The 22251-nt window shown below is 73.7% G+C and carries 17 protein-coding genes and 1 pseudogene; 12 read left to right on the forward strand and 6 right to left on the reverse strand.

Going from position 1 to position 22251, the window contains the following annotated elements:
• Positions 1–87 precede the first annotated feature (87 nt).
• The 6 genes and pseudogenes from GHR20_RS05390 to GHR20_RS05415 all read left to right on the forward strand — a co-directional run bounded on the left by GHR20_RS05390 (position 88) and on the right by GHR20_RS05415 (position 6026).
• A pseudogene (locus GHR20_RS05390) lies at positions 88–902 on the forward strand (SAM-dependent methyltransferase).
• A 13-nt stretch (positions 903–915) separates the two neighbouring features.
• Positions 916–2319, forward strand: coding sequence for a glutamine synthetase family protein (locus GHR20_RS05395; RefSeq protein ID WP_153812432.1), 1404 nt, complete (start codon positions 916–918; stop codon positions 2317–2319).
• Between the two features lie 2 nt (positions 2320–2321).
• A complete protein-coding gene (locus GHR20_RS05400; protein WP_153812433.1) occupies positions 2322–3497 on the forward strand; it encodes an amidohydrolase family protein in 1176 nt (391 codons plus the stop codon).
• A gap of 16 nt (positions 3498–3513) precedes the next feature.
• A complete protein-coding gene (locus GHR20_RS05405; protein ID WP_161215293.1) occupies positions 3514–4041 on the forward strand; it encodes an NUDIX hydrolase family protein in 528 nt (175 codons plus the stop codon).
• 171 nt (positions 4042–4212) lie between these two features.
• Complete coding sequence (locus GHR20_RS05410) at positions 4213–5436, forward strand: hypothetical protein (RefSeq protein WP_187279187.1); 1224 nt, start codon at positions 4213–4215, stop codon at positions 5434–5436.
• Positions 5433–6026 (forward strand): hypothetical protein, encoded by a 594-nt coding sequence (locus tag GHR20_RS05415; protein ID WP_153812434.1) that lies wholly within the window; start codon positions 5433–5435, stop codon positions 6024–6026. The genes GHR20_RS05410 and GHR20_RS05415 overlap by 4 nt, the downstream gene beginning before the upstream one ends.
• Here the strand turns inward: GHR20_RS05415 and GHR20_RS05420 are convergent.
• The gene (locus tag GHR20_RS05420) at positions 5984–8086 is read right to left on the reverse strand and encodes a tetratricopeptide repeat protein (RefSeq protein ID WP_153812435.1); all 2103 of its coding nucleotides are present in this window, start codon (positions 8084–8086) and stop codon (positions 5984–5986) included. The genes GHR20_RS05415 and GHR20_RS05420 overlap by 43 nt on opposite strands.
• Before the next feature lie 188 nt (positions 8087–8274).
• On the opposite strand from GHR20_RS05420, the gene GHR20_RS05425 reads away from it, so the two are divergent.
• Both GHR20_RS05425 and GHR20_RS05430 read left to right on the forward strand, forming a co-directional pair.
• Entirely contained in the window at positions 8275–8709 is a 435-nt protein-coding gene (locus tag GHR20_RS05425; RefSeq protein ID WP_194858814.1) for a hypothetical protein, read from the forward strand.
• A 159-nt stretch (positions 8710–8868) separates the two neighbouring features.
• Positions 8869–9666 (forward strand): hypothetical protein, encoded by a 798-nt coding sequence (locus GHR20_RS05430; protein ID WP_153812436.1) that lies wholly within the window; start codon positions 8869–8871, stop codon positions 9664–9666.
• A 79-nt stretch (positions 9667–9745) separates the two neighbouring features.
• On the opposite strand, the gene GHR20_RS05435 is transcribed toward GHR20_RS05430, so the two are convergent.
• Entirely contained in the window at positions 9746–10438 is a 693-nt protein-coding gene (locus GHR20_RS05435) for a chaplin (protein ID WP_241670758.1), read from the reverse strand.
• Between the two features lie 243 nt (positions 10439–10681).
• Between GHR20_RS05435 and GHR20_RS05440 the strand changes: the two genes are divergently transcribed.
• The 3 genes from GHR20_RS05440 to fxsT all read left to right on the forward strand — a co-directional run bounded on the left by GHR20_RS05440 (position 10682) and on the right by fxsT (position 16851).
• Positions 10682–10990, forward strand: a complete 309-nt coding sequence (locus GHR20_RS05440; RefSeq protein ID WP_148025396.1) for a trypco2 family protein — start codon at positions 10682–10684, stop codon at positions 10988–10990.
• Between the two features lie 131 nt (positions 10991–11121).
• Positions 11122–12606 (forward strand): hypothetical protein, encoded by a 1485-nt coding sequence (locus tag GHR20_RS05445; protein ID WP_146609794.1) that lies wholly within the window; start codon positions 11122–11124, stop codon positions 12604–12606.
• A gap of 273 nt (positions 12607–12879) precedes the next feature.
• The gene (fxsT, locus tag GHR20_RS05450; protein ID WP_153812437.1) at positions 12880–16851 is read left to right on the forward strand and encodes an FxSxx-COOH system tetratricopeptide repeat protein; all 3972 of its coding nucleotides are present in this window, start codon (positions 12880–12882) and stop codon (positions 16849–16851) included.
• Between the two features lie 69 nt (positions 16852–16920).
• Here fxsT and GHR20_RS05455 read toward each other — a convergent pair whose 3' ends face one another.
• The 4 genes from GHR20_RS05455 to GHR20_RS05470 all read right to left on the reverse strand — a co-directional run bounded on the left by GHR20_RS05455 (position 16921) and on the right by GHR20_RS05470 (position 20986).
• The gene (locus GHR20_RS05455; protein ID WP_153812438.1) at positions 16921–18774 is read right to left on the reverse strand and encodes an HEXXH motif domain-containing protein; all 1854 of its coding nucleotides are present in this window, start codon (positions 18772–18774) and stop codon (positions 16921–16923) included.
• Positions 18775–18810: 36 nt separating this feature from the next.
• Entirely contained in the window at positions 18811–18975 is a 165-nt protein-coding gene (locus GHR20_RS05460) for a hypothetical protein (protein WP_153812439.1), read from the reverse strand.
• A 127-nt stretch (positions 18976–19102) separates the two neighbouring features.
• Entirely contained in the window at positions 19103–20164 is a 1062-nt protein-coding gene (locus GHR20_RS05465) for a trypsin-like peptidase domain-containing protein (RefSeq protein ID WP_153812440.1), read from the reverse strand.
• A 9-nt stretch (positions 20165–20173) separates the two neighbouring features.
• Positions 20174–20986, reverse strand: coding sequence for a helix-turn-helix transcriptional regulator (locus tag GHR20_RS05470; RefSeq protein ID WP_111584154.1), 813 nt, complete (start codon positions 20984–20986; stop codon positions 20174–20176).
• A gap of 168 nt (positions 20987–21154) precedes the next feature.
• Here GHR20_RS05470 and GHR20_RS05475 point away from each other — a divergent pair, with 168 nt between their 5' ends.
• The gene (locus GHR20_RS05475; protein WP_153812441.1) at positions 21155–21916 is read left to right on the forward strand and encodes an SDR family NAD(P)-dependent oxidoreductase; all 762 of its coding nucleotides are present in this window, start codon (positions 21155–21157) and stop codon (positions 21914–21916) included.
• The last annotated feature ends 335 nt before the right edge of the window (positions 21917–22251 follow it).

Below are 22251 nucleotides of genomic sequence, written 5' to 3' on the forward strand. Positions count from 1 at the left end.
CCGCCGACCGTGCGGGGTTCCCGGGACAGCGCGATCACCCGGCGGCACAATGACGGCGGGCACCCGCACGGAAAAGGGGCGAAAGACGTGACCGACGGTGACGCTGTGGCCGCTGGAGCGCGGCTGGACACGTCCGTGGCGCACAACGCCCGGGTGTGGAACTACTGGATCGGCGGCCGCGACAACTACGAGGTCGACCAGCGGGTCGGCGAGCATGTCGCCGGGATGTTCCCGGTGATCCGGGAGGTGGCCCGCGCGGACCGGGAGTTCCTCGCCCGCGCCGTGCGCTTCCTCGCCGCCGGGCAGGGCGTACGGCAGTTCCTGGACGTGGGCACCGGGCTGCCGACCGTGGAGAACACCCACGAGATCGCGCAGCGCCTCGCCCCCGAGTCACGGGTCGTGTACGTCGACAACGACCCGATCGTGCTGGTGCACGCCCGCTCGCTGCTCACCAGTTCCCCGAGGGCGTCACGGACTACGTGGACGCCGATGTGCACGACCCCGACGCCATCCTGCGACGCGCCGCCGACACGCTCGACCTGGAGCGGCCCGTCGCGCTGATGATGCTGGGCATCCTCAACTTCGTCCTGGACACCGGCGAGGCGCTCGACATCGTGCGGCGGCTGATGGCGGCGCTGCCCTCCGGCAGCCATCTGGTGCTCACCCATCCCACCACCGACGCCGAGGTGGGCGGGGCGGGCAATGTCGCCGCGATGGAGTTCTGGAACGCCCATGCCACCCCGCCGATCACCGCCCGCAGCCGCGCCGAGATCGCCTCCTTCCTGTACGACGTCGAGGGTCTCGACGTGGTGGAGCCGGGGCTGGTGCCCTGCTCCCAGTGGCGCGCCGAGCCGGGCGCCGCGCCGGTGCCGCAGTTCGGCGCGGTCGCCGTCAAGCGCTGACCAAAGGACACGTATGACCACTCTTGCCGACCCCGTGCCCGGCGGCCGTCCCGCCGATCTGCGTCGGGTCGCCGCCCTCACCGCCACGTTGGCCGCGCAGGACGTGCGCGGCATCGTCCTGGCCTATGTGGACACGGCGGGCGTCACCCGGGTGAAGACCGTCCCGACGGCCCGGCTGGAGGCCGCCGTCTCCTGGGGCGTCGGGATGTCCCCGGTGTTCGACACCTTCCTCGCCGACGACTCGATCGTCAGCACCGAGGTGCTCGGCTCCCCCGACGGCGACCTGAGGCTCTACCCCGATCTGGACCAGCTGGTGGCGCTGGCCGGGCAGCCCGGCTGGGCGTGGGCGCCGGTGGACCGGATCACGCAGGAGGGCGAGCGGCATCCCGGCTGCGCCCGTACCTTCCTGCGCCGCATGGTCACCGAGGCGGCCGAGCGGCACGGCATCGTCCTCAAGGCGGCGTTCGAGATCGAGTGGGCCCTCGGACTCGGCTCGGCGCCCCCCGGGGAGTTCGTGCCGGCGGTGTCCGGACCGGCGTACGGCGCGATCCGCCAGGTGGAGCTGGGCGACTGCCTCGCCGACCTGCTGGGCGCGCTCGACGCCCAGGGCGTGGACGTCGACCAGGTCCATCCCGAGTACGCGGCCGGGCAGTTCGAGCTGTCGGTAGGCGCCCTGGACCCGGTGGCGGCGGCCGATCGCAGCGTGCTGGTGCGCCAGACGATCCGGGCCGTCGCCCAGCGGCACGGGCTGCGGGTGTCCTTCTCCCCCGCCGTCCTCGCCGGGAGCGTCGGCAACGGCGGCCATGTGCATCTGTCCTGCTGGCGCGACGGCGTCAATCTGCACGCGGGCGGCGCGCGCCGGTACGGTCTGACGCCGGACGCGGAGTCCTTCGCGGCCGGGATTCTCGCCCGGCTGCCCGCGCTGACCGCGATCAGCGCGCCCAGCCCGGCCAGCTATCTGCGGCTGCGGCCCTCCCAGTGGGCGGGCGTCTTCACCGCGTGGGGCCGGGAGACCCGGGAGGCGGCGCTGCGGCTGGTCACCGGCAGCGCGGGCCGGCAACGGCAGGAGGCCAACCTGGAGGTGAAGCCCGTCGACCTGGCCGCCAACCCCTATCTGACCCTCGGCTGCCTGATCGCCGCGGGACTCGACGGGCTCACGGCGAAGCATCCGCTGCCCGAGGAGATCACCGGCGACCCGGCCCGCTACGACGCGGACGAGGCGGCGAAGCTCGGCGTACGGCGCCTGCCGGCCACCCTGCCCGAGGCGGAGGCGGAGTTCCGCGCCGACGAGGTGCTGCGGGCCGCGCTCGGGCCCGTCCTCGCGGACGCGGTGAGCGCCGTACGGCTCGGTGAGGCGGCCGCCGTCGAGGGACTGGACGACGAGCGGGTGGCGGCGGCCTACCGCTGGGCGTACTGACCGTGGCGCCCGCCGGGCCGGTCCACGAGGCGCTGGCCGCACTGGAGTTGGTGGACCACCACTGCCATGGCGCGACGGTGGCCGACCTGTCCTTCGAGGGGTTCGCGTCGCTGCTCACCGAGGGCGGCGCCTGGCCCGGCGTCTCGCCCTTCGACACCCCGGCGGGCCTCGCCGTACGACGGCACTGCGCGCCCCTGCTGGATCTGCCCCGGCACGCCCCGCCGGACGCGTACGTGGCCCGGCGGGCGGAGCTGGGGTGGCGGGAGGTGAACCGGCGGTTCCTGACGGCGGCCGGGGTCGGGACGTACTGCGTGGACACCGGCTACGCCCCGCAACCGCTCACCTCCCCCGCCGAGTTGGCCGCGGCGTCCGGTGCCGCCGCCTACGAGGTCGTCCGGCTGGAGCGGATCGCCGAGGAGGTGGCCGGGCGGGGGGTGGAGGCGGGCGAGTACGCGGCCGTGTTCCGCGCGGCGGCCGAGGAGGCGGTGCGGCGGCCGGGTGTGGTGGCGGTGAAGTCGGTGGCCGCCTACCGCACCGGCTTCGGCCTCGATCCGGAGCGGCCCTCGCAGGCCGAGGTGGCCGTGGCGGCGGGGCGCTGGCTCACGGCCGGGGGCCGCCTCGCGGACCCGGTCCTGGTACGGCACCTGCTGTGGACTGCGGTCGACCTGGGGCTGCCCCTCCAGCTGCACACCGGTTTCGGGGACGCGGACGTACGGCTGCACCGGGCCGATCCCGCGCTGCTCACCGACTGGCTGCACCGGATCGCCGGCACCATCCCCGTGCTGCTGCTGCACTGCTGGCCCTACCACCGCCAGGCCGCTTTCCTGGCCGCGGTGTTCGAGCGGGTGTACCTGGACGTGGGGCTCGCCCTGCATCACACCGGCCCCGCGCGGGCAGGAGTGGTGCTGGCGGAGGCCCTGGAGATCACCCCGTTCCGCAAACTGCTGTACAGCTCCGACGCCTACGGTGTGGCGGAGTTCCACCACCTGGGTGCCCTGTGCTTCCGTCAGGGCCTCGCCGAGCTGCTGCGACATCGCGTGGAGGCCGATGAGCTGTCCCTGTCCGACGCCCTGCGGATCGCGTCCTGGACGGGCCGCGACAACGCCCGCCGGCTCTATGGGCCGCCCGTATCCGAACCGGTCCGCGACCCACGCGGCCACCCCACCCGGAAAGTATGATCAAGCAATGTCTGACATGACCGATACCACGCCCGGCTGGCTGACCTCGGACGAGCTGGAGATGGCCAGGGCCCGGATGCCGATCCTGTACGTCGAGGCCGTGCCCGTACGGGTCGACGACAGCGGCGAAGTCACCAGCATCGGACTGCTGCTGCGCATCGGCCCGGACGGTACGGTCAGCCGGACCCTGGTCTCCGGCCGGGTGCTGCACCACGAGCGGGTCCGCGACGCGCTGCTGCGCCATCTGGAGAAGGACCTCGGTCCGGTGGCCCTGCCCCGGATCCCGGCCTCGCTGCAACCCTTCACCGTGGCCGAGTACTTCCCGACGGCGGGCATCACCCCGTACCACGACCCGCGTCAGCACGCGGTGTCCCTCGCCTACGTCGTCCCGGTCACCGGCGACTGCCGGCCCCGCCAGGACGCCCTGGACCTGGTGTGGTTCAGCCCCCAGGAGGCGGCCTCGGACGTCCTTCAGAGCGAGATGCCGGGCGGCCACGGCGCGCTGCTGAGGCAGGCGCTCGCCCACGTGGGCCTAGTGTTCTGACCCCCCTCCGGTGCCGGGGCGGGCAAACCGCGCCCGGCACCGGATTCCGTCCGGTCCCCCGCTCCTGCCAGGTTTCTGCAAGGTCGCCGCAAGGCTTTCGTCCGGTGGCCCCGGGCAGAGCCTGAGCAACGGCCCCGCAGGGGCACTCGCGAGAGACATCGGGGGTACATCGTGTCGGCACTGGGTTCACAGGCGGATCCGTCGGCCACCGGCAGGGAGTGGCGGACGCTGGTCGGCCGCAAGACGGTCCTCACCGTCGCACACACGATCACCTATGCGAAACGACTGGTCGACATCCTGTCGCTGGTCGACGACGACTTCCGGGTCCAGGTGGCGTTCACGGCGCCGCCGCACGTCTTCGGCGACGAGGTGCCGCGCTACCTGGAGCGGCTCGGCTGCGCGGTGCTGCCGTGGGAGGAGGCGGTCCGGCTGCCCTTCGACGTGGCGGTGGCGGCCGGTCCGAAGGGCGTCGAGCGGCTGTCGGCGCCGCTGATCACGCTGCCGCACGGCGCCGCGTATCTCAAGCTCGTCCCCTCGGCCACCGAGCCCGGGGTGGCCGGGCTGCGCCGCACGGACCTCGCGCCCGGCGGCAAGTTACCCGCGGCGCTGGTCATGCCGCACCACGCCGACCTGGCGGAGCTGGCCCGCCAGTGCCCGGAGGCGGTGCCGCTCGCCCATGTCGTCGGGGACCCGGTGTACGACCGGATGTCCGTCAGCCTGCCGCTGCGCGAGCGCTACCGCGAGGCGCTCGGGCTGCGCGACGGGCAGAAGCTGGTGGTCGTCGCGTCCACCTGGGGCGCGCGGTCCTCGTTCGGCCGGTTCGAGGCGCTGCTGCCCCGGCTGCTGGCCGAGCTGCCCGGCGACGAGTACCGGTGTGTCGTCCTGGCCCACCCGAACGTGTGGTCGGGGCACGGCGCCTGGCAGGTCAGGTCCTGGCTGAAGCGCTGCGCCCGGCTGGGCATCTCGCTGCTGCCGCCGGAGGCGGAGTGGCGCAGTGTGCTGATCGCCGCGGACTGGATCATCGGCGACCACGGCTCGGTCACTCTGTACGGGACGCTCACCCCGGCGCCGATCCTGCTCGCCTCCTCGCCGGCGCAGGACATCAACCCCGCCTCCCCGGCCGCCACGCTCGCCCTGACGGCGCCCGCGCTGTCGCCGGTGCATCCGCTGCTCGACCAGTTCCAGTACGCGGCGGCGGAGTACCGGCGCGAGGAGTACGCGGCGATCAGCGCGCGCATCACCTCCGAGCCGGGGCGCTTCCACCGCAATATGCGGCGGCTGCTGTACCGGACTCTCGGGCTCGGACAGCCCGCCCATCTGCCGGTCACGGCCCAGCTCCCGGCGCCGCCGCCGCTGAGCGCCTGGCCGGCGGCGGGGCAGGAGGTGCCGGCATGAGCGGCCTGGTCGTCGTACGGCTGCACTCCCCGGGCGGGGAGGCGTCCGGGGCCGCGCCCTGGGCGGGCGCGGTGCTGCGGGTGCGCATGGGAACGGCGGGATCGAGTGCGGAGGTGATCGCCGAGGCCGGTCACGTCCGGGCCGGGACAGGGGCGTTGCCGGAGGGTGACGAGCACTGTGCCGTGAACGCGGAGGCGGCCCCCGAGAACCGCCGGCTGGCCTGTGCCGATGTGCTGTACGGGACACGGCCGCGTCCTTCGGCCTCGGCGGCGCGCTGGCTGACCCAGCTGGCGGCGCGCCATCCGTCGTGCGCGCTCGCCGCGGTGCCCCTGGCCCAGGGCGGCTGGCTGGCCCTGGCGGGCCCGGCCGGCCGCGGGCGGGGCGGCGGGCCGCTGGTCGTGGCGGCGGCGGTCGGTCCCGACCAGCCGCTGCTCGCCTCCTGTCTGCACGCGTGGCTGGTCGAGGGCCGCCCGCTCGCCGAGCTGGCGTACGTACGGCCCCTGCGGCAGGGCGCCGCGGGCGGTCGTACGGCGGCGGGGGCGTGTGCTCACTCCAGGCGGCGCGCGTCGGCGGGGCTGGTGACCTCGTAGAGGGAGCGCGCCTCGGCGAAGTATCCGGCCGCCTCCGGGCCGGCGCCCGCCTCCCGGGCGCCGTGCCCGAGCATCTCCAGGGTGCGGGCCTGCCAGTGCAGGGCGCCCGAGGCCCGGAACGCCTCCAGTGCCTCGGTCAGCTCACCCGTGCCCAGGGCGTGTGCGCCGCCCTGGGCATGGGCGCGGCCGAGGAAGGCCAGGGCCCTGGTCGCGTCGTGCGGGTCGGCCACCTCGATCAGGATGCGCCGGGCCTCCTCGAAGAGCGGGACCGCCGTGACCGGGTCGCCCTGGCGCAGGGCGGTCTCGCCGAGCAGGATCCCGGCGAGCGCGACGCCCCGGCGATAGCCGCACTCCTCCCAGACCCGCACGGCGAGGTCCAGCTGGCGCACCGCCTCGTCCAGCCGGCCGGCGGCCATGCGGCAGCTGCCGAGCCCGAGCCGGGCCTGCCCCTCGTCGCGGACGTCACCCGCGGCGCGGGCGGCCTCCAGGGACCGGGTGTACCAGTCGGCGGCCTCCTCGACGCGCCCCGCGGCGGAGAGGCCGATGGCGCCGGAGTTGAGCATCTGGCGTTCGGCCTCGGCGTGGCCGTCGGCGCGCGCGGCCGCCAGGCCGATGGTGTGGGCCTCGGCCCACAGGTCGTAGTAGCGCAGCCGGAGGAACAACGGCCACATGGCGTCGACCAGTTGCCAGGCGGTGGCGTGCCAGCCCCGCCCGGCGGCGGTGCGCAGCAGGGCCATGAGGTGGTGGCGGTGGGCGTCGAGCCAGTCCAGCGCGCCCTTCTCCGCCTCGAACGGCGGGGGCAGCGGGGACGGGTGGGCGTAGGTTCGCGGGAGGGTGAACTGGGCCGGGGTGATGAGCTGTTCGGCGGCGGTGGTCGTGTGCAGGTACCAGTCGGCGACGCGTCTCAGCGCCTCGGCCCGGTCGTCCTCGCCGTCGTGGGTCTCGGCGCAGGAGCGGGCGTGGACCCGGACGAGATCGTGGAAGCGGAAGGTGTCGGGGCCGATGTCCTCGACCAGGTTGGCCTCGATCAGCTCGTCGAGCCGGCGTTCCGCCCACTGGTCGCTCTCGGCGCAGCCGGCCGCCGCCGTGCGGAGGTCGAAGGTGGGCACCGGGAGCGTGCCCAGCATGCGGTAGAGACGGGCGGCCCGCGGGTCCAGCACCGCGTAGGACGCGTCCAGGGCCTTGCTCACCGTGATCTCTCCTTCTACTTCCAGTGCGGCCAGCCGGTCGGCGTCCGGGGCGAGGGAGTCCGCCAGGGCGGCGATGGGCTGCCGGGGGCGCGCGGCGAGCCGGGCCGCCGCCAGGCACACCGCGAGGGGAACCCCGGCGCACAGTTCCACGACCTGTTCCACGGCGGTGCGTTCACCGGCGACGCGCTCCTCGCCGACGCCCCGGGTGAGCAGTTCGAGCCCCGCGGCGGGGTCGAGCGCGGCCAGTCGGAAGAACGCGGCCCCGTCCAGGCGCAGCCCGGTCAGCCGCCGCCGGCTGGTGACGACCACGAGAGTGCCGGAGCCCCCGGGCAGCAACGGCCGGATCTGGGCCGCGGTGAAAGCGCTGTCCAGCATGACGGCGACCCGCAGCCCCGCCGTCACCGACCGCCACAGCGAGGCTTGTTCGGCGAGTCCGGCGGGCGGGGCGGCGACCCCGAGGGACCGCAGGAACTGCCCCAGCACCTCGGCCGGGTCGGCGGGGCCCTCCGCGGCGTGGCCGTACAGGTCGGCGTACAACTGGCCGTCGGGGAAGGCCGCTTCATGGGTGCGCAGCCAGCGGGAGACCAGTGCCGTCTTGCCGATCCCGGCCGGCCCGTTGACCACGATCAGCGGCGGCCCGGCCTGTGTGTCGTCCTCGCTGGCCAGCAGGTCGTCGAGGGCGCCGAGTTCATCGGCTCTGTCGGTGAAGTGATGGGGTACCGGCAAGAGTTGCCGTGGGACCGGCAAGGACTCCCGCGGCGGCATATGGACGTGGACGTCGCGGGCCTGGACCACCGGTCCCGAGAAGGTTCCGCTCGCGATGCTGTTGCCGACTCCGCCGTCCCGACCGCCGTCTCCTGTCGCTCCCATCCGTTTCTCCCCCGCCTGTTGTCATATTCACCTGTCACCGGGCTCTACCCCTGAGACGGCATGCCGTATGCGGCGGCCGTTCATTCCCGGCCACCTCGGCCGCCTCGGTGGGGGTATGGCGCTCTTGAAGGCGGCGCGGCCACCCCGCACAGTGGAGGGGCCAGACGAACGGGACGGGGGTGTCGCGCGTGGATCCGGTGTCGATGGGGCTGCTGACGGCTCTTGCGGGAGGGGCCGGCGGGGAGCTGGGCCGCCAGGCGTGGGCCGGGCTCGGGGAGTTGGTACGACGCCCGTTCCGGCGCGGCGACGCGATGACGCCGGACGGAGTCGCGCCGGAGGGATCCGCGCCGGAGGGATCGGGGGAGGCGGAGCTCGCGCGGCTGGCCCGGGAGCCGGGCGACGCGGCGGCGGCGCGGGCGCTGAGCGTCGTACTGTCCCGCCGGGCCGCCGCCGACGCGGAGTTCGAGGAGCGGCTGCGGCGCTGGGACGAGGCGGCCCGGCGGGTCTCCCTGACCGGCGGGGACGTCCACAACTCCATCTCGGGCGGCACGTTCTCGGCCCCGGTGATCCAGGGACGCGACTTCACGGGCACCACCTTCGGCACGCCCCCGGCCGACGACTGACCACCACGGCCGCCCCACCCCGCTGACCAGGTATTTTGCCGTTCGTCACCGATTGCCCAGGCATCCGGTAAGGCCCGGGCAACGGCTGTACGAGAAGCGGCAAAAACTATGGCGAAGGGGGCTGGGAGCGGGCCTCTCGCGCGTGCCAGGGTGCGGGGCATGAGCACCGAGCACGTCCTCGGCCACCGGCCCGAGAGCCCCGTACGGGCGCGCCGGCGCGCGAGCGCGAGCAAGGTGCCGGAGGTGACCGTCTGCTTCTGGATCGTCAAGGTCCTCACCACCGGCATGGGCGAGACCGCCTCCGACCTCCTCGCCAAGGTGCTGGGCCCGATCCCCGCCGTCGGCCTCGGCGGGCTCGCGTTCGTCGCCGCGCTCGTGCTCCAGTTCACGGTCCGCCGGTACGTGGCGTGGATCTACTGGACGGCCGTCGTCATGGTCAGCGTGTTCGGCACCATGGCCGCGGACGTGCTCCATGTGGGCCTCGGCGTGCCGTACACCCTGTCCGCCCCGCTCTTCCTGCTCGCCCTCGCGGCCGTCTTCGCGCTCTGGTACGTCCGTGAGCGCACCCTGTCGATCGACACCGTGCGCACCCGCCGCCGTGAGGGCTTCTGCTGGGCGGCCGTGCTCGCCACCTTCGCCCTGGGCACCGCGGCGGGCGACCTCACCGCGGGCATCGGCCTCGGGTACCTGGGCTCGGCCGTCCTGTTCGCGGTGGCCATCGCGGTCCCGGCGCTCGCCCAGCGCGGCGGCGTCCTCGGCGCGGTGAGCGCGTTCTGGGCGGCGTACGTCATCACGCGCCCACTCGGCGCGTCCCTCGCGGACTGGATGGCCGATCCCTCCGGGCGGGGCGGGCTCGGCTGGGGCCTCGGCCCGGTCACGCTGTCGTGGACCGTGGCGATCGTCGCGTTCGTGGCGTTCCTGGCGCTCTCGCGGCGGGACGGCGAGGCCGCCGTCTGAACCGTCGGCTCCAGCGCTGCCGGGAAGGCCCCGTGGGACGAGTCCCACGGGGCCTTCCCGCTGTGCGGGGCGGTGCGGATCAGCGCGTGGCGCCCGCGCGGAAGCGCCGGTACAGGGCCGCTCCGCCGGCCAGCGAGGCGGCGCCCGCGAAGGCGGCCGTGAGGGTGCCGTCGGCGCCGGTGTGGGCGAGCGTGCCCGTCGCCCGGTGCGCGGCCGCGGGCGGCTCCGGGGCCGTGCGCGCCGGCGGTACGTGCGGCTGCGGACGGGCCGGGGGCGCGGTGTGCCTCGGCGGGGTGACCCGCGGAGGCGTCACCGGCCGCGTGGCGTGGGTGCTCGACGTGTTCTCGGAGTGGTTGCCGAAGACGGGGTTGAGGAGCCCCACCACGTTGACGCTGTCGCCGCTGATGTTCACCGGCAGATCGATCGGCAGCTGGATGCCGTTGCCGGACACCGCGCCCGGCGAGCCCTTCTCCGCCGAGGCGGCCGTGGCCCCGCCCCCGTTGGCGGAGCCGCCCCTGGTGGCGCTGCCGCCGCCCGTGTTGGCGCAGCTGTTGCCCATGGCGGGGTTGAGGAGCCCCACCACGTTGACCGTGTCCCCGCACACGTTCACCGGAACGTGGACGGGGAGCTGGATCCCGTTGCCGGAGATCAGCCCCGGCGAGCCGGCCGCGGCGCCGGCCGCCGTGGAGTCGGCGTACACCGGCCCCGCCACAGCGATCGCGCCCGAGGCGGCCGCGAGGGCGATCACACCGTTTCGGGTGACCCGTTTCATCGGTTCCCTGCCTTCCAGACTGGAACGCGGGCACTCGCCCGCACGGAGGTAAACGCGGGAAAAAACAGGTGAGTTATGGCTTGTCAATCATTCGGCCGGTATATGCCGCGTTCGCTGGTCCCCGTGGCGCCGGGCGGCGACATAGTCGTACTACTTCGTGCGATCGCGTGAGGGGAGAGCGGAACGAACAACCTGACGGCCTTTCACCCTCCATGGGGCCGCCCGTCCCGATAGGATCGCCATGTGATCGAACTGGCGGAAATGATCAGGGAGTTGGGCCAGGAGCTGAACTCCGCCCTGAGCGAAGGTCCGTCCGGGGTCGTGCGGTTCGAGCTCGGGACCGTCGAGGTCGAGGCGGATGTCGTGGTGAGCCGCAAGGGCGGGGCGGGCGGCAAGGTGCGGTTCTGGGTGGTGGAGGCCGGTGCCGAGGGGCAGTCGGAGTCCTCGCGCACTCAGCGGATCCGCATCGCCCTGCACCCGAAACTCGTCGCACCGGACGGCACGCACGTGAAGGTGCTGATCTCGGGGGAGGAAGAAGAGGGGGAACGCTGACGGAACGCGCCGGGGCCATGCGGCCGTTGCGCCGTCCCGACACCCTGACGTGGCGGGACGGGTGGCCGTACGCTGGTCGGCACCGTCAGTGGGAGAGCACCGGCGGCAGGTGACGATCGGAGGTCACGGGGGTGGAAGGGCGGAACCCCGCGCGGGTTCGCAACGAATTGGCGGCCAAGGTCGTCGACGTGCTCCAGGAATCGGCCACCCTGCGCCACCCGGCCAGTGCCGATCTGCTGGTGACCATGCTGAGCCAGGAACTGGGCGCGCCCGTCGAGCCGTTGCAGAACAGGACGCTGCGCCCGTATCTGCTCCAGCTCGTGGAGGTGTGCGCGCGGATCCCGGACGGGCTGCCCTGCCTGGTGCGCTGCCTCGGCTATGTGGAGGAGCAGTCCGTCACCGTGCTGGCGCTGCGCCGCCTGGTGGACGAGTGGGAGGCGGTCGACTTCTTCGACGGCGCCGATCTGCACCCGCTGCGCCCGGACCTGATGGAGCTGCGCTCCTCGGCCGCGCTCGCGGCGATGGCGCGCCGGGCCAGCCGCTCCCGCACCCAGGAGCTGCCCGCCTGGTGCGACACCGGCTGGGCGGTGTTCTTACGCCTGGCCGGCGGCAACTCGGCGGCGCGGGAACTGCCCGTGAGCATGGCCTTCCTGTCGCTGGCCGCGGACCAGCTGGTCGAGGACGGGCTGCGGGAGGCCGCCGAACGGCTGCGCCGCTGGAACCGCGGACAGGCCCGCGCCTGGGGCTTCGAGGACCAGATGGCCGAGTGGCAGCACGACAGCCTCACCGATCAGCCGGCCTCGCTGATGCCCGCTTATCTGATGATCCAGTTCGAGCCGGACGGCGTCGACCCCGACCGGTACTACCTGTCCCACTGGCGCCAGTCGGACGCGGAGAGCTGGCACCCGGTCCCGGGCGAGACACTGCATCTGCACCGCGACGACCTGCCGGCCGAGGTGGACACGCTCATCGAGCAGACCGAGGAACGCTGGTCGGACCTGCGGCAACCCGTCGTACTCGAATTCATTCTTCCGTGGGAGCTGTTGGGGGAACCGGTCGAGTGGTGGCACAAGGAGGCGGACTCCGCCTCGCCCACTCCCCTGATCATGGACTACACGGTCCTGATCCGCAGTTTCGAACGCCTGCGCAAGGCCGCGTGGCACCGGCCCTGGCACAACAAGTGGCGCCAGTTCAAGGAGCGTCCGGCGGAGACGCACTCGTACTGGAACCGCCCCGGCCACTCGCACTTCCACCTGGAGCGGGAGCTGAAGGAGGACGAGCAGGCCGTCTGCCTGGTCCTCAGCGAACCGCCCGGCACGGACTCCGCGGCCAGCCGCCAGGAGTATCTGGCCGGGCTGCGGGCGGGAGTTCCGGCCATGATCTGGCACCGCGGGGACTGCTCGGACCCCGCCTTCAAGGAGGCGGTGGCCGAGATCGTGCAGGACCGGGGGCTGGCCGGGCTGCTGGAGCGGACCGGACGCTGGCGCAAGGAGGCACTGGCCATGGGGCCGGAGGGCTGGGACAACCATGTGGGGCGCCATCTGGCGATCCTGCTCGACGATCCGGAGCGCAAGCCCGAGCCGCCGGGGCCCGCGCATGTGCCGGTGCGGCCGTGAGGCGGCCGGCCGGGTCCGGGTGTCCGCCGACCGTCCGCGCGTGGTGAGCGGGGGTGCCCGCCGTGCACCGGCGTGATTCCACCGGCCCGTGTCCGTCGCCGGTCCGCCGCCCTGCTTCCGCCATGCTGCGGCGTACACCGTCCGCGTGCTTCCGTGCGTCCTTGCTTCGGGGGTGCCCACGCTGCGAGGCTGGGTGCGTGGATGTCACGCATGCCTGGAGTCTGCGGGACTCCACCGCACTCTCACCGTCACTACGGCGCCTTGAGAGCACCCATGCACGATGACGACGAACAGCGGCCGGCCAAGGCCGCGCGGGCCCGCCGGGAGGCCGCCCGGACCCTGAGCCGGCTCGGCCGGCCGGACGGGCCGCATCCCGTGGAGGCGGTGCTCGTCGTCGACGCGCATCCCACGATGCGGGTGTGGGACGGCGCCGTCCAGGGCGATCTGGTCGGAGAGCTGGAGCGGTCCGGGCGGTTCACCCGGGTGCGGGTGGTACGGCTGCTGGGCACGGACGAGACGGACCCGGCGCAGGTGCGCCCCGAGGAGCCGCTGGGCGCGCCGGACGCGGGCGCCCGCCGGGTGGTCCTGGTACTGACCGACGGCATCGCCACCGGCTGGCGCCTGGGCACCGTGCATCCGCTGCTGCGCGCATGGGGGCGCGCGCAGCCGGTCGCCGTGACCCATCTGCTCCCCCCGCACCTTTGGTTCCGCACCGGGCTCGACGTGTACCGGGTGCGCATCCGCTCCCCGCGCCCCTGGGCGGCCAACAGCGCCTGGAGCTGGGCCGAGCGCGAGGCTCCCGGCGAGCCGGGGGACGCCGGGGCGCCGGACGCGGAGGCGGAGGCGGCCGCGCCCGTCGTCGTACCGGTGCTGGCGCTGTCCGAGCGATGGGCGGGCGTGCTGCTCCGGCTGGTGTCCGGCGCCGGACCCGCGTGGCTGGATCTGGCCGCCGTACAGGCGCGGGAGTGGAAGAGCAGGCCCGACGCGGCGCGGGCGCTGCCCTGGGCACAGGACGTGCCCGACCCGCACAGTCCGGTGCCCGCCGCCGAACGCGTCTCCGATTTCCGGGCCGCGGCCAGCCCCACGGCGTTCACCCTGGCGACCCGGCTGGCCGCCGCGCCGCTGAGCCTGCCCGTCGTCCGGGCCCTGGTCGCCGCCACCCCGGACGCGGGCCCGGTGCACGTCTCCGAGCTGCTGATGAGCGGTCTGGTACGGCCCGTACCGGCGCGCGGTGACGGCCCGACGGACGTGGTCTTCGACTTCGCGCCCGATGTCCGCGAGGAACTGCTGGCGCTGGGCCGCCGCAGCGCGACCGCGCGGGTGCTCTACGACGTCCGGGGGTTATTGGCCGGGGACGAGGCGACCCGTTCCCCGCTGCCCGCTCCCGACGAACCGCTGGACACGCTGGCGATGCCCGGCGTCGACAGCCGCAACATCGTCTTCCTCCGGGTGGAGCTGACCGCGCTGCGCGCCCTGTCGGGGCGGTACGACCAGCGCGCCGCGATGCTGGCCAAGGTGCTGAGCTGGCACGATCGGCGCTACGCGGTCAGCCTGGAGAAGTTCACCCTGGAGAAGACGCGCCGCACATCCACGGGATCCGCGCCGCCCGCCTCGGCCTTCGACGCGGACGGGCCCGCCGCCGGGCCGGAATCCCGGACCGTTTCCGAAGGAGCCTCATCGATGCCGACACCGCCTCAGGAAACCGCGGAGGAAGAGCGCACCGCGCAGCCGCGCGTCTGGGGGAACCTGCCGCCGCGCAACCCCAACTTCACCGGGCGCGACGAACTGCTGGAGCTGCTCGACCAGCGGCTGCGGGAGGGCACCACCACGGTGCTGCCGGAGGCGATCCACGGGATGGGCGGCGTCGGCAAGACCCAGCTCGCCATCGAGTACGCCTACCGGCACCAGTCCGAGTTCGACATCGTGTGGTGGATTCCCTCCGAGCGGCCCGGTCAGATCGGCCAGGCGCTGGTGGAACTGGCCCAGCGGCTGGGTCTGGTGACCACCACCGAGGCCAATATCGCGGGTCCGGCGGTGCGGGAGGCGCTGCGGGAGGGCCGGCCGTACTCGCGCTGGCTGCTCATCTTCGACAACGCGGACAACCCCGAACAGGTGCGCCACTACTTCCCGCAGGGCGGCCACGGCACCATCCTCGTCACCTCCCGCAACCGCCGCTGGGGGCAGGTGGGCGGCTCCCTCGAGGTGGACGTGTTCACCCGCGAGGAGAGCAAGGAGCTGCTGCGCCGCTCGGGCCCGCCGCTGCGCGAGGAGGAGGCCGACGCGCTGGCCGAGGCGCTGGGCGATCTACCGCTGGCCCTCGAACAGGCCGCCGCCTGGCGGGCCGAGACCGGGATGCCGGCGTCCGAGTACCTGCGGCTGTTCGAGAACAAGCGCATGGAACTGCTGGAGGTGGCCCCGCCGCCGGACTACCAGCTGCCCGTCGCCGCCGCCTGGAACGTCTCCCTCGACCACCTGGAGACCCGCAGCCCCGCCGCCCTGCGGCTGCTCCAGCTGTGCTCGTACTTCGCGCCCGACCCGATCTCCCGCTCGATCTTCTCCGGCCTCGGCAACAGCAGCATCTTCCCCGAGCTGGACGCCGCCCTGAACGACCCGATGCGGCTCGCCCGCGCCATAAGAGAGGTCAACCGGTACTCGCTGGCGCGGATCGACCACCGTACGAACTCCATCGAGATGCACCGCCTGGTGCAACTGGTCCTCAACAACCGCATGTCGCCCGAGGAACAGGCGCGGATGCGGCACGGCGCGCACACACTGCTGGCCGCGGCGGACCCCAAGGCGCCGATGGAGCCGACGAGTTGGCCCCGGTACGCGGAGCTGTACAGCCATGTCATCGCCGCGGGCGCGATCAAGTCCGACCAGCCCTGGGTACGGCAGTTGGTGCGCAACATCGCCCAGTACCTGTACTGGTGGGGTGACCACGACGTGTCGCTCGACTTCTCCGAGCAGGCGTGGAAGTCCTGGCTGGACATCTTCGGCGAGGAGGACCAGCAGACCCTCCTGATGGGGCAGTGGCTCTGCTTCATGTACTGGGTGGTGGGCCGGTTCGACGACTCGGCCCGGCTGGTCAGCCACCTGAGGGAGGTCTACGAGCGCACCGCCCCGGCGGACGGCGAGGACCATCGCGAGGACGCGCTGGACGCACTCCAGCTGGAGGCCGCCGTACGGCGCGTGGAGGGCAGGTTCGCCACCGGCGCCGAGCTGGACCGGATCGCGTACGACCGGGCGCACCGGGCCTTCGGCGAGGACGACCCCACGACGCTCAACGTCGCGCACAACCTCTGCGTGAGCCTGCGTCTGGTGGGTGACTTCAAGGGGGCGCTCGAACTCGACGTGCGGACCCTGAGCCTGAAGATGCGCTTGTACGGCCGCGAGGACCGGCGGACCCTGCACTCCGAGAACCACGTCGCCATCGACACCCGCGAGACGGGGGACTACATCGGGGCGCGTGCCCTCCAGGAGTCCGTGCTCAGCGCCTGTCAGGACGTGTTCGGCCGCGACAACCCCACCACGGTCGAGGCCAAGCGCCAGCTCAGTGAGGCGTACCGCAAGGCGGGCGACCACGCGCGTTCGCTGGAGCTGGCCACCGAGGCACACGGCCAGTTCACCCGCCGCTACGGCGAGACCCATCCGCAGTCGCTGGCCTCCGCGCTGGCCCTGTCGATCGCGCTGCGGCAGAACGGCGATCTCCAGGCGGCGCGGACGCGCGGGGTGAAGGCGTGCGAGGGGTACCGGCAGATCTACGACCCGCACCACCCGCACGTCCTGTCCGCGGACATCGACCTCGCCGTCACCCTGCGCCTGCTCGGCGGACCCGAGGAGGCACGGCGGCTGGACGAGGCGGCGCTCGCCTCGCTGACCGACCGGCTCGGCGCGGGGCACCCCCTGCCGCTCGTCTGCGCCATCAACCTGGCCAGCGATCTGGCCGCCGTGGGCCGGCACGAGGAGGCGCGGCGGCGCGGCGAGGAGGCGCTGGCCCTGTGCCGGGAGTCCTTCGGCGAGGACCACCCGACCACGCTCGCCTGTGCCGCCAACCTGTCCCTCGACCTGCGCGCGACCGGTGCCCAGGCCGAGTGCGCGGCGCTGCGCGAGGACACCCTGACCCGTATGGAGCGCGTCCTGGACGCCCCGCGCCTCCAGACGGAGTCGGGGACCCGGCACCCGGCGACCGTGCAGTTCAGGGAGCGGGAGCGGGCCAACTGCGACATCGATCCGCTGCCGTTGTGACGTGCGTCGGGGCCGCGCCGCCCGGCGGGCCCCGACAAGCCCTGTCCCAGGAGGGTTTCCCGCCCTGGGTCAGGCCCCCAGCCAGGCCGCGAGGCGCACCGGGTCGGCACGGCGGCCGGTCGTCGCCCGCAACGCGTCCTGTACGGCGCGGGCGCGCTCCGGGTGGTGGCGGAGGAGGTCGGCGGCGGCCCGTCGGCCGGGATCGGCCGCGAGGGCGCGGCCGAGGCCGGGCCAGGCGGACACCGGTGCCTCCTCGGCCGACAGCCGTTCGGTGAACGACGCGCGGGCTTCGGCGTACTCACCGTGGAGCAGCCGTATCTCGGCCGGGTCGGCGCCGCCGACGCCGCCGGGGCGCCGCCAGTCTCCGCCGGGGTCGCTGAGGTGGTAGCGGGCCAGGACCGCCGTGCTGTCCGAGAAGCGGACCCCGGCGTCGGGGACCAGCAGGGGTTCCTCCGCGAGTGCCGGCGGCGCTTCGCCGGAGCCCTGTCGCCAGGCGCGAACGGCTTCCTCGACGGCCTTCGCCGGTGGGCGCAGATGATGGGCGCGCCAGCGGGCGTGGTGGTCGGCCGCGGCCTCCTCGGCCAGGCGCAGCGGCGTCGCGGGAACCTCCTCGGTCATCCACGCGGCGCAGCGCTCGGTGAGGCGCTCGACCACGTACCGGCCGACCGGGGTGAGCCGTTCGTGTCCGCCCACCGCGTTCAGCGTGGCCCACACCTGGGTGCGCCAGAGGGCGAACTCGAAGTGGGCGAGGGGGGCGTAGGCCGGGTCGGTGGTGTGCCGGTGGGCGCGCCAGAAGCGGGTCACGCCGAAGAAGGCGTAGATGCCCTGGAGCAGTCCGCCGAGCGGGCGGGGGTCGTCGCGCCAGGGGGCGTAGAGCAGGGGTTCGGGTGTCTCCGGATCCGCCGGCGGCTCGGTCAGCGGCTCCAGGTGCATCAGGCCGCCGAGCTTGGTGTGCTGGAACTCGTGTACGAGGGTCGCGGCGAGCTGGGCGACATCGTCCGGACGGGACGCGGTGACCCCGCCGAAGGCGTCGCCGGCCGTGCTGCTATGCGGCCGAAACCTTTCTCTCATGGGGGTCGGCGCCACCGACATCAGGCCCCGGCGCATCGCCTCGGTGCTCTGCGGATCGTCGCGGAGCAGCACGTCCCATGCCCCGGCGAGCGATGCCTCCCAGTACGCCGTCTCCGCCGGGGGCAGCAGGCTGGGCTCGCTCGGGTGGGGGAACGTGCGGTAGGGGTCGAGTTCCTCCAGCACCAGGGGCTTCGCCCGGCTCCCGGACCCCAGCGTCGTCCGGCGCACCGGTATCCAGTCCGGCGCGCGCCGGCCGGGGTCGGCGGGAACCTCCACGGCACCGCTCGCACCGGTGACGCGCAGCCGGCCGGCGCGTCCCGTGACCCGGGCGGTGCCCCATGGTCCGGGGTCCGGCAGGACCGCGCAGCCCAGCGTGGGCAGCGGCACCAGGCCGCGGCGCACGGGCACGGTGATGTCGAAGTCCAGCCCGGCGCGGGCCGCGGCGGCGGCCGCGAGGGCGGCGAAATGGCCCATGACCACCCAGTGCGGCGCGTCCTCGTAGACCCGGCCCCTGAGCCGGCGCACCGCGAGGGAGACCCACATGCCGGTGTTCGGGGACATCAGCAGGTCCTCGCACACCTCGGGAGCGTGCCGCTGGGCGCGTTCCAGCAGGTCCCAGCCTTGCGCGAAGGCATCCGTGCCGTCCGGTCCGGTGTCGTCCGGTCCCGTGCCGCTCTCGGAGGCTCCGTTGCGCAGCGCCCGCAGCAGCAGGAGTCTGCGGCTGCGTTCCGCGCGCAGCAGTTCCGTGATGACCGCGCCGTCGCCCTCGCCGGACGCGAGTGCCCGCAGACCGGCCGCCGAGAGCCGGTGATACGGCAGATGGTCCCCCGTCGTCGTGGCGTCAACGGCCACGTGTCCCCCACCGCACCCTGCTGATCACCTTCTCGCTCAGTCGAAGCGGGACGGGCTGTATGACAGCGTGATGGCCTGCGGACCGTCGATGTGGTGCAGCAGCTGCTCCAGGGACTCGGTGAACGTCCGGTCGTCCATGGAGCGCAGTGCTTCGAGGGAGATTCCCGAGAGATCGACGAGACCGGACTCGACGGCAGGCATCGGATGCTCCAAGGCTGCCAAGTCCCCTCCCGTATCTACCAGTTATGCACTGTCAGTGCCTCGACCAGCATGACCCAGCACCGCACGCCCCCGCAACCCTGCGGCCTTTCGGCGCCGCGAGATCGAGTCAGCCGCGAAACCGGGCCAGCCGGGCCGCCGCGCCGTCCATCCGGTCCACTTCGGGCGAGGGCCCCTCCAACAGTCTTACCGCTTCCAGGAGTTGATCGAGGGTGCCCGGATAGCGCAGACAGGTGCGCACGATGCCGTAGACGTCCATCCGCAGCCGGGGATCACGGGGGCTGTTGGCCGCCACCCGGTCGCTGATGCTGTCCAGCACGAGTCCCAGGCCGTTGCCGCCGCGCAGTGCCGGTACGGCGGTCAACGCGTCCACCAGCTCGGCGAGTTCGCGCAGCGGAAGATCGGACGGCAGCTCCGCGAGGCCGACGGCCGGACGGCGGCCCTCGACGCCGTCGGCGAGGCCGAGCGCGGTGCGGGGCGGCAGACCCGCGGATCGCCGCATGCGCTCCGCCTCGGCGGCGGACAGCGACGCGTACCACCGCTCCACCCGCCCCGCCGCGAGCCGGCCCAGTCCGTCGGCCCGGTGGTGGGCGCTCACCACGCCGATCACCGCGCCGCCGCACCACACGAGCGCGCCCGACATGCCCTCCCAGGGCGAGCGGTGCGGCTCGGGGTCGGCGGGCGGGGCGGCGACCGCCAGTTCCAGGGTGCCCTCGCGGAGGTTGGACAGGACCGAGACGGTGCCGGTGACATGGCAGGAGTCCCGGTAGCGGCCGGGCGTGCCCCCGCGCTCGCCCTCGCCCCCGCTCTCGCGGAGCTTGAACCGCGGAAAGCCCATCGCGCTGAACGGCAGCACCACGTCCGCGTCCGGTACGGCGGCGTAGCGCGGCGGGCCGACGCCGGTACGGTCCGCCGGTACGTCCTCGATCTCCAGCAGCGCGACATCGGCGACCCCGGCCGAGAGGACGACCCGTGCGGGGGCGCTCCACTCCCCCGGGCGGTCGGCGTCGAACCGTACCCGTACGGATGCCGCCCCCGCGACGACATGGGCGGCCGTCAGCACATGCCCGTCCCCGACCCGGTACCCGGACCCCCGCCGCCCCGGCGTCCCCGCCACCAGCACCTCGGCGACGCGCGCCGCGTCCAGCCCCTCTTCCCCCGGTCCCCTCACGCCCGTCCCCTACCCCGTCAGCGCGGCGAGCAGCCGCAGTTTCTCGTCGCTGTCGCTGTCCTTGTCGGGGTAGTAGACGACGAGGATGACGTCGTCCACGGGGAGCTTGTCCCGGTGCAGGCGCAGTTCACCGACGACGGGGTGGTGGACGGTGGTCGTACCGCCGTCCAGGCTCCGGACGTCGTGCCGGGCCCACAGGGTGCGGAACCGCTGGCTGGAGAGGGCGAGTTCGCCGACGAGCTCGACGAACCGGGGGTCGTCGGTGTCGTCCCCGACGGTGGTGCGCAGGGCGGCGACGAAGTCGGCGGTGGCCTTCGTCCAGTCCTCGTGGAAGGCCCGTTCCTCGGGGTCGAGGAGGAGGGAGCGCAGCCGGTTCTGGCCGGGCCGCAGGCGCGGGGAGAGCGCGAGGGCCATGGGGTTGGAGGCCAGGACGTCGAACGCGCGGCCCTCCACGAACGCGGGGATCTGGAGGTGGGCGAGCAGCTGGTGCACGCGCGCCGGTACATGCTCGGGGCGCTTGCGGCGCGGCGCGCGCGGGCGTGCCGCGGCGAGGCCGAGCAGATACGTCCGCTCGATGTCGTCGAGCCGCAGGACGCGGGCGAGCGATTCGAGGACCTGCGGTGAGGGGTTCTTGTCGCGGCCGCGCTCCAGGCGCAGGTAGTAGTCGGGGCTGATTCCGGCGAGCAGGGCGACCTCCTCGCGGCGCAGCCCGGGTACCCGCCGGTTGCCGCCGGGCGGGAGTCCGGCCTGCGCCGGGGAGACCAGCTCACGCCGGGCGCGCAGATAGGCGCCGAGCCGGTTGCCGGATTCCTCGTCCTTCATACCGCCACCGTAATGCGGTGCGCCCGCCCCAGCGGGGGTCCTGGCAGGACCAGGGAGAACGGGGGCCCTGCCACGGCCGGCGGCCGCCGCCAAGACTGAGGGAGCACCGTTTTGGGATGAACGGTTTTGGTTTTCGATGAACCGTTCCGGAGAGGAAAGGACGATCTCATGGATCTCTCCCAGCGCACCGTTCTCGTCGTCGGCGGCACCTCCGGCATCGGACGGGAGCTGGCCCGGCGCTTCGCCGCGGCGGGCAGCACCGTGGCCGTCGCCGGCCGCAGCCCCGAGGCGCTCGGGGAACTGGCCGGGGAGGGCTTCGGCACGTTCGAGGTCGACGTCACCGACGGTTCCTCCGTCGCCGCCGCCCGGGACGCCGTGCTCGCCCGGTACCCCGGGCTGGACACGGTGGTGACCATGTCGGGCGTCATGCTCATGGAGGACCTGCGCGATCCCGGGCACTTCGAGGCGGCGCGGACCACGATCGACACCAACCTGCTCGGCACCATCCGGGTGATCGACGCCTTCACCCCGCATCTGGTCGGGCGGGGCGCGGGCACCTTCGTCACCGTCACCTCGGGCATCGCCTTCCTGCCCTTCCCGCCCATGCCCAGCTACGCCGCCTCGAAGGCCGCGGTGCACGCCTACTCGGAGGCGCTGCGCGCACAGCTCGACGGCACCGGTGTCGGCGTCGTGGAACTCGTCCCCCCGGCCGTCGCCACGGCGGGCCAGGAGAAGGTGAACCCGCACGCGCTGCCGCTGGACGCCTTCGCCACCGAGGTCATGGAACTCCTCTCCGCCGACCCCACCCCCGACGAGATCCTCGTGCGGGGCGTCCTGATGCACCGCTGGGCCGAGCGCGACGGCACGTACGACGACCTCGTCGCCCAGCGCTCCCGGGCCCTGGCGATGCTCCCCGGGCGCGCGGGCTGACGCCCGGGGAGCATCGGCCGCCCCGGGGAGAAGCTCCCGCCACGCCGCTCACGACGACGGCGTGGGGGCCGTACTCGCGGTAACGGATGCCGAGGGGGCCTTCCGGCGTATCTTCCTCGGCCGGGGCTTCTTGACCCGATATGCGAGGTCTACCCTGCTCGCACGGCCGGCCGCCGGGGGGGGGAGAGCCGGGCTTCGCTTCCCCTGCGGCACGCGGTGCGCGACACCTTGCCACGGAGGCGTTCGGACATGGCACTCCTGAACCGGCTCACGGCCGACGAACCCAACCGGGCCGGTCGGCGTGCGGGGTCGGCCCCGGGGGGGATGTACGCGGG

Source organism: Streptomyces sp. SUK 48, from assembly GCF_009650765.1.
In the GTDB taxonomy this organism is placed as follows: Bacteria; Actinomycetota; Actinomycetes; order Streptomycetales; family Streptomycetaceae; genus Streptomyces.

What these genes read in the sequence shown, in the direction of transcription:
- GHR20_RS05415 (WP_153812434.1), top strand. Translation starts at nt 5,433, where the DNA reads ATGAGCGGCCTGGTCGTCGTACGGCTGCACTCCCCGGGCGGGGAGGCG.
- GHR20_RS05420 (WP_153812435.1), bottom strand. Translation starts at nt 8,086, where the DNA reads ATGGGAGCGACAGGAGACGGCGGTCGGGACGGCGGAGTCGGCAACAGC.
- GHR20_RS05460 (WP_153812439.1), bottom strand. Translation starts at nt 18,975, where the DNA reads ATGCCTGCCGTCGAGTCCGGTCTCGTCGATCTCTCGGGAATCTCCCTC.
- GHR20_RS05470 (WP_111584154.1), bottom strand. Translation starts at nt 20,986, where the DNA reads ATGAAGGACGAGGAATCCGGCAACCGGCTCGGCGCCTATCTGCGCGCC.
- GHR20_RS05435 (WP_241670758.1), bottom strand. Translation starts at nt 10,438, where the DNA reads ATGAAACGGGTCACCCGAAACGGTGTGATCGCCCTCGCGGCCGCCTCG.
- GHR20_RS05405 (WP_161215293.1), top strand. Translation starts at nt 3,514, where the DNA reads ATGACCGATACCACGCCCGGCTGGCTGACCTCGGACGAGCTGGAGATG.
- GHR20_RS05475 (WP_153812441.1), top strand. Translation starts at nt 21,155, where the DNA reads ATGGATCTCTCCCAGCGCACCGTTCTCGTCGTCGGCGGCACCTCCGGC.
- GHR20_RS05430 (WP_153812436.1), top strand. Translation starts at nt 8,869, where the DNA reads ATGAGCACCGAGCACGTCCTCGGCCACCGGCCCGAGAGCCCCGTACGG.
- fxsT (WP_153812437.1), top strand. Translation starts at nt 12,880, where the DNA reads ATGCACGATGACGACGAACAGCGGCCGGCCAAGGCCGCGCGGGCCCGC.
- GHR20_RS05395 (WP_153812432.1), top strand. Translation starts at nt 916, where the DNA reads ATGACCACTCTTGCCGACCCCGTGCCCGGCGGCCGTCCCGCCGATCTG.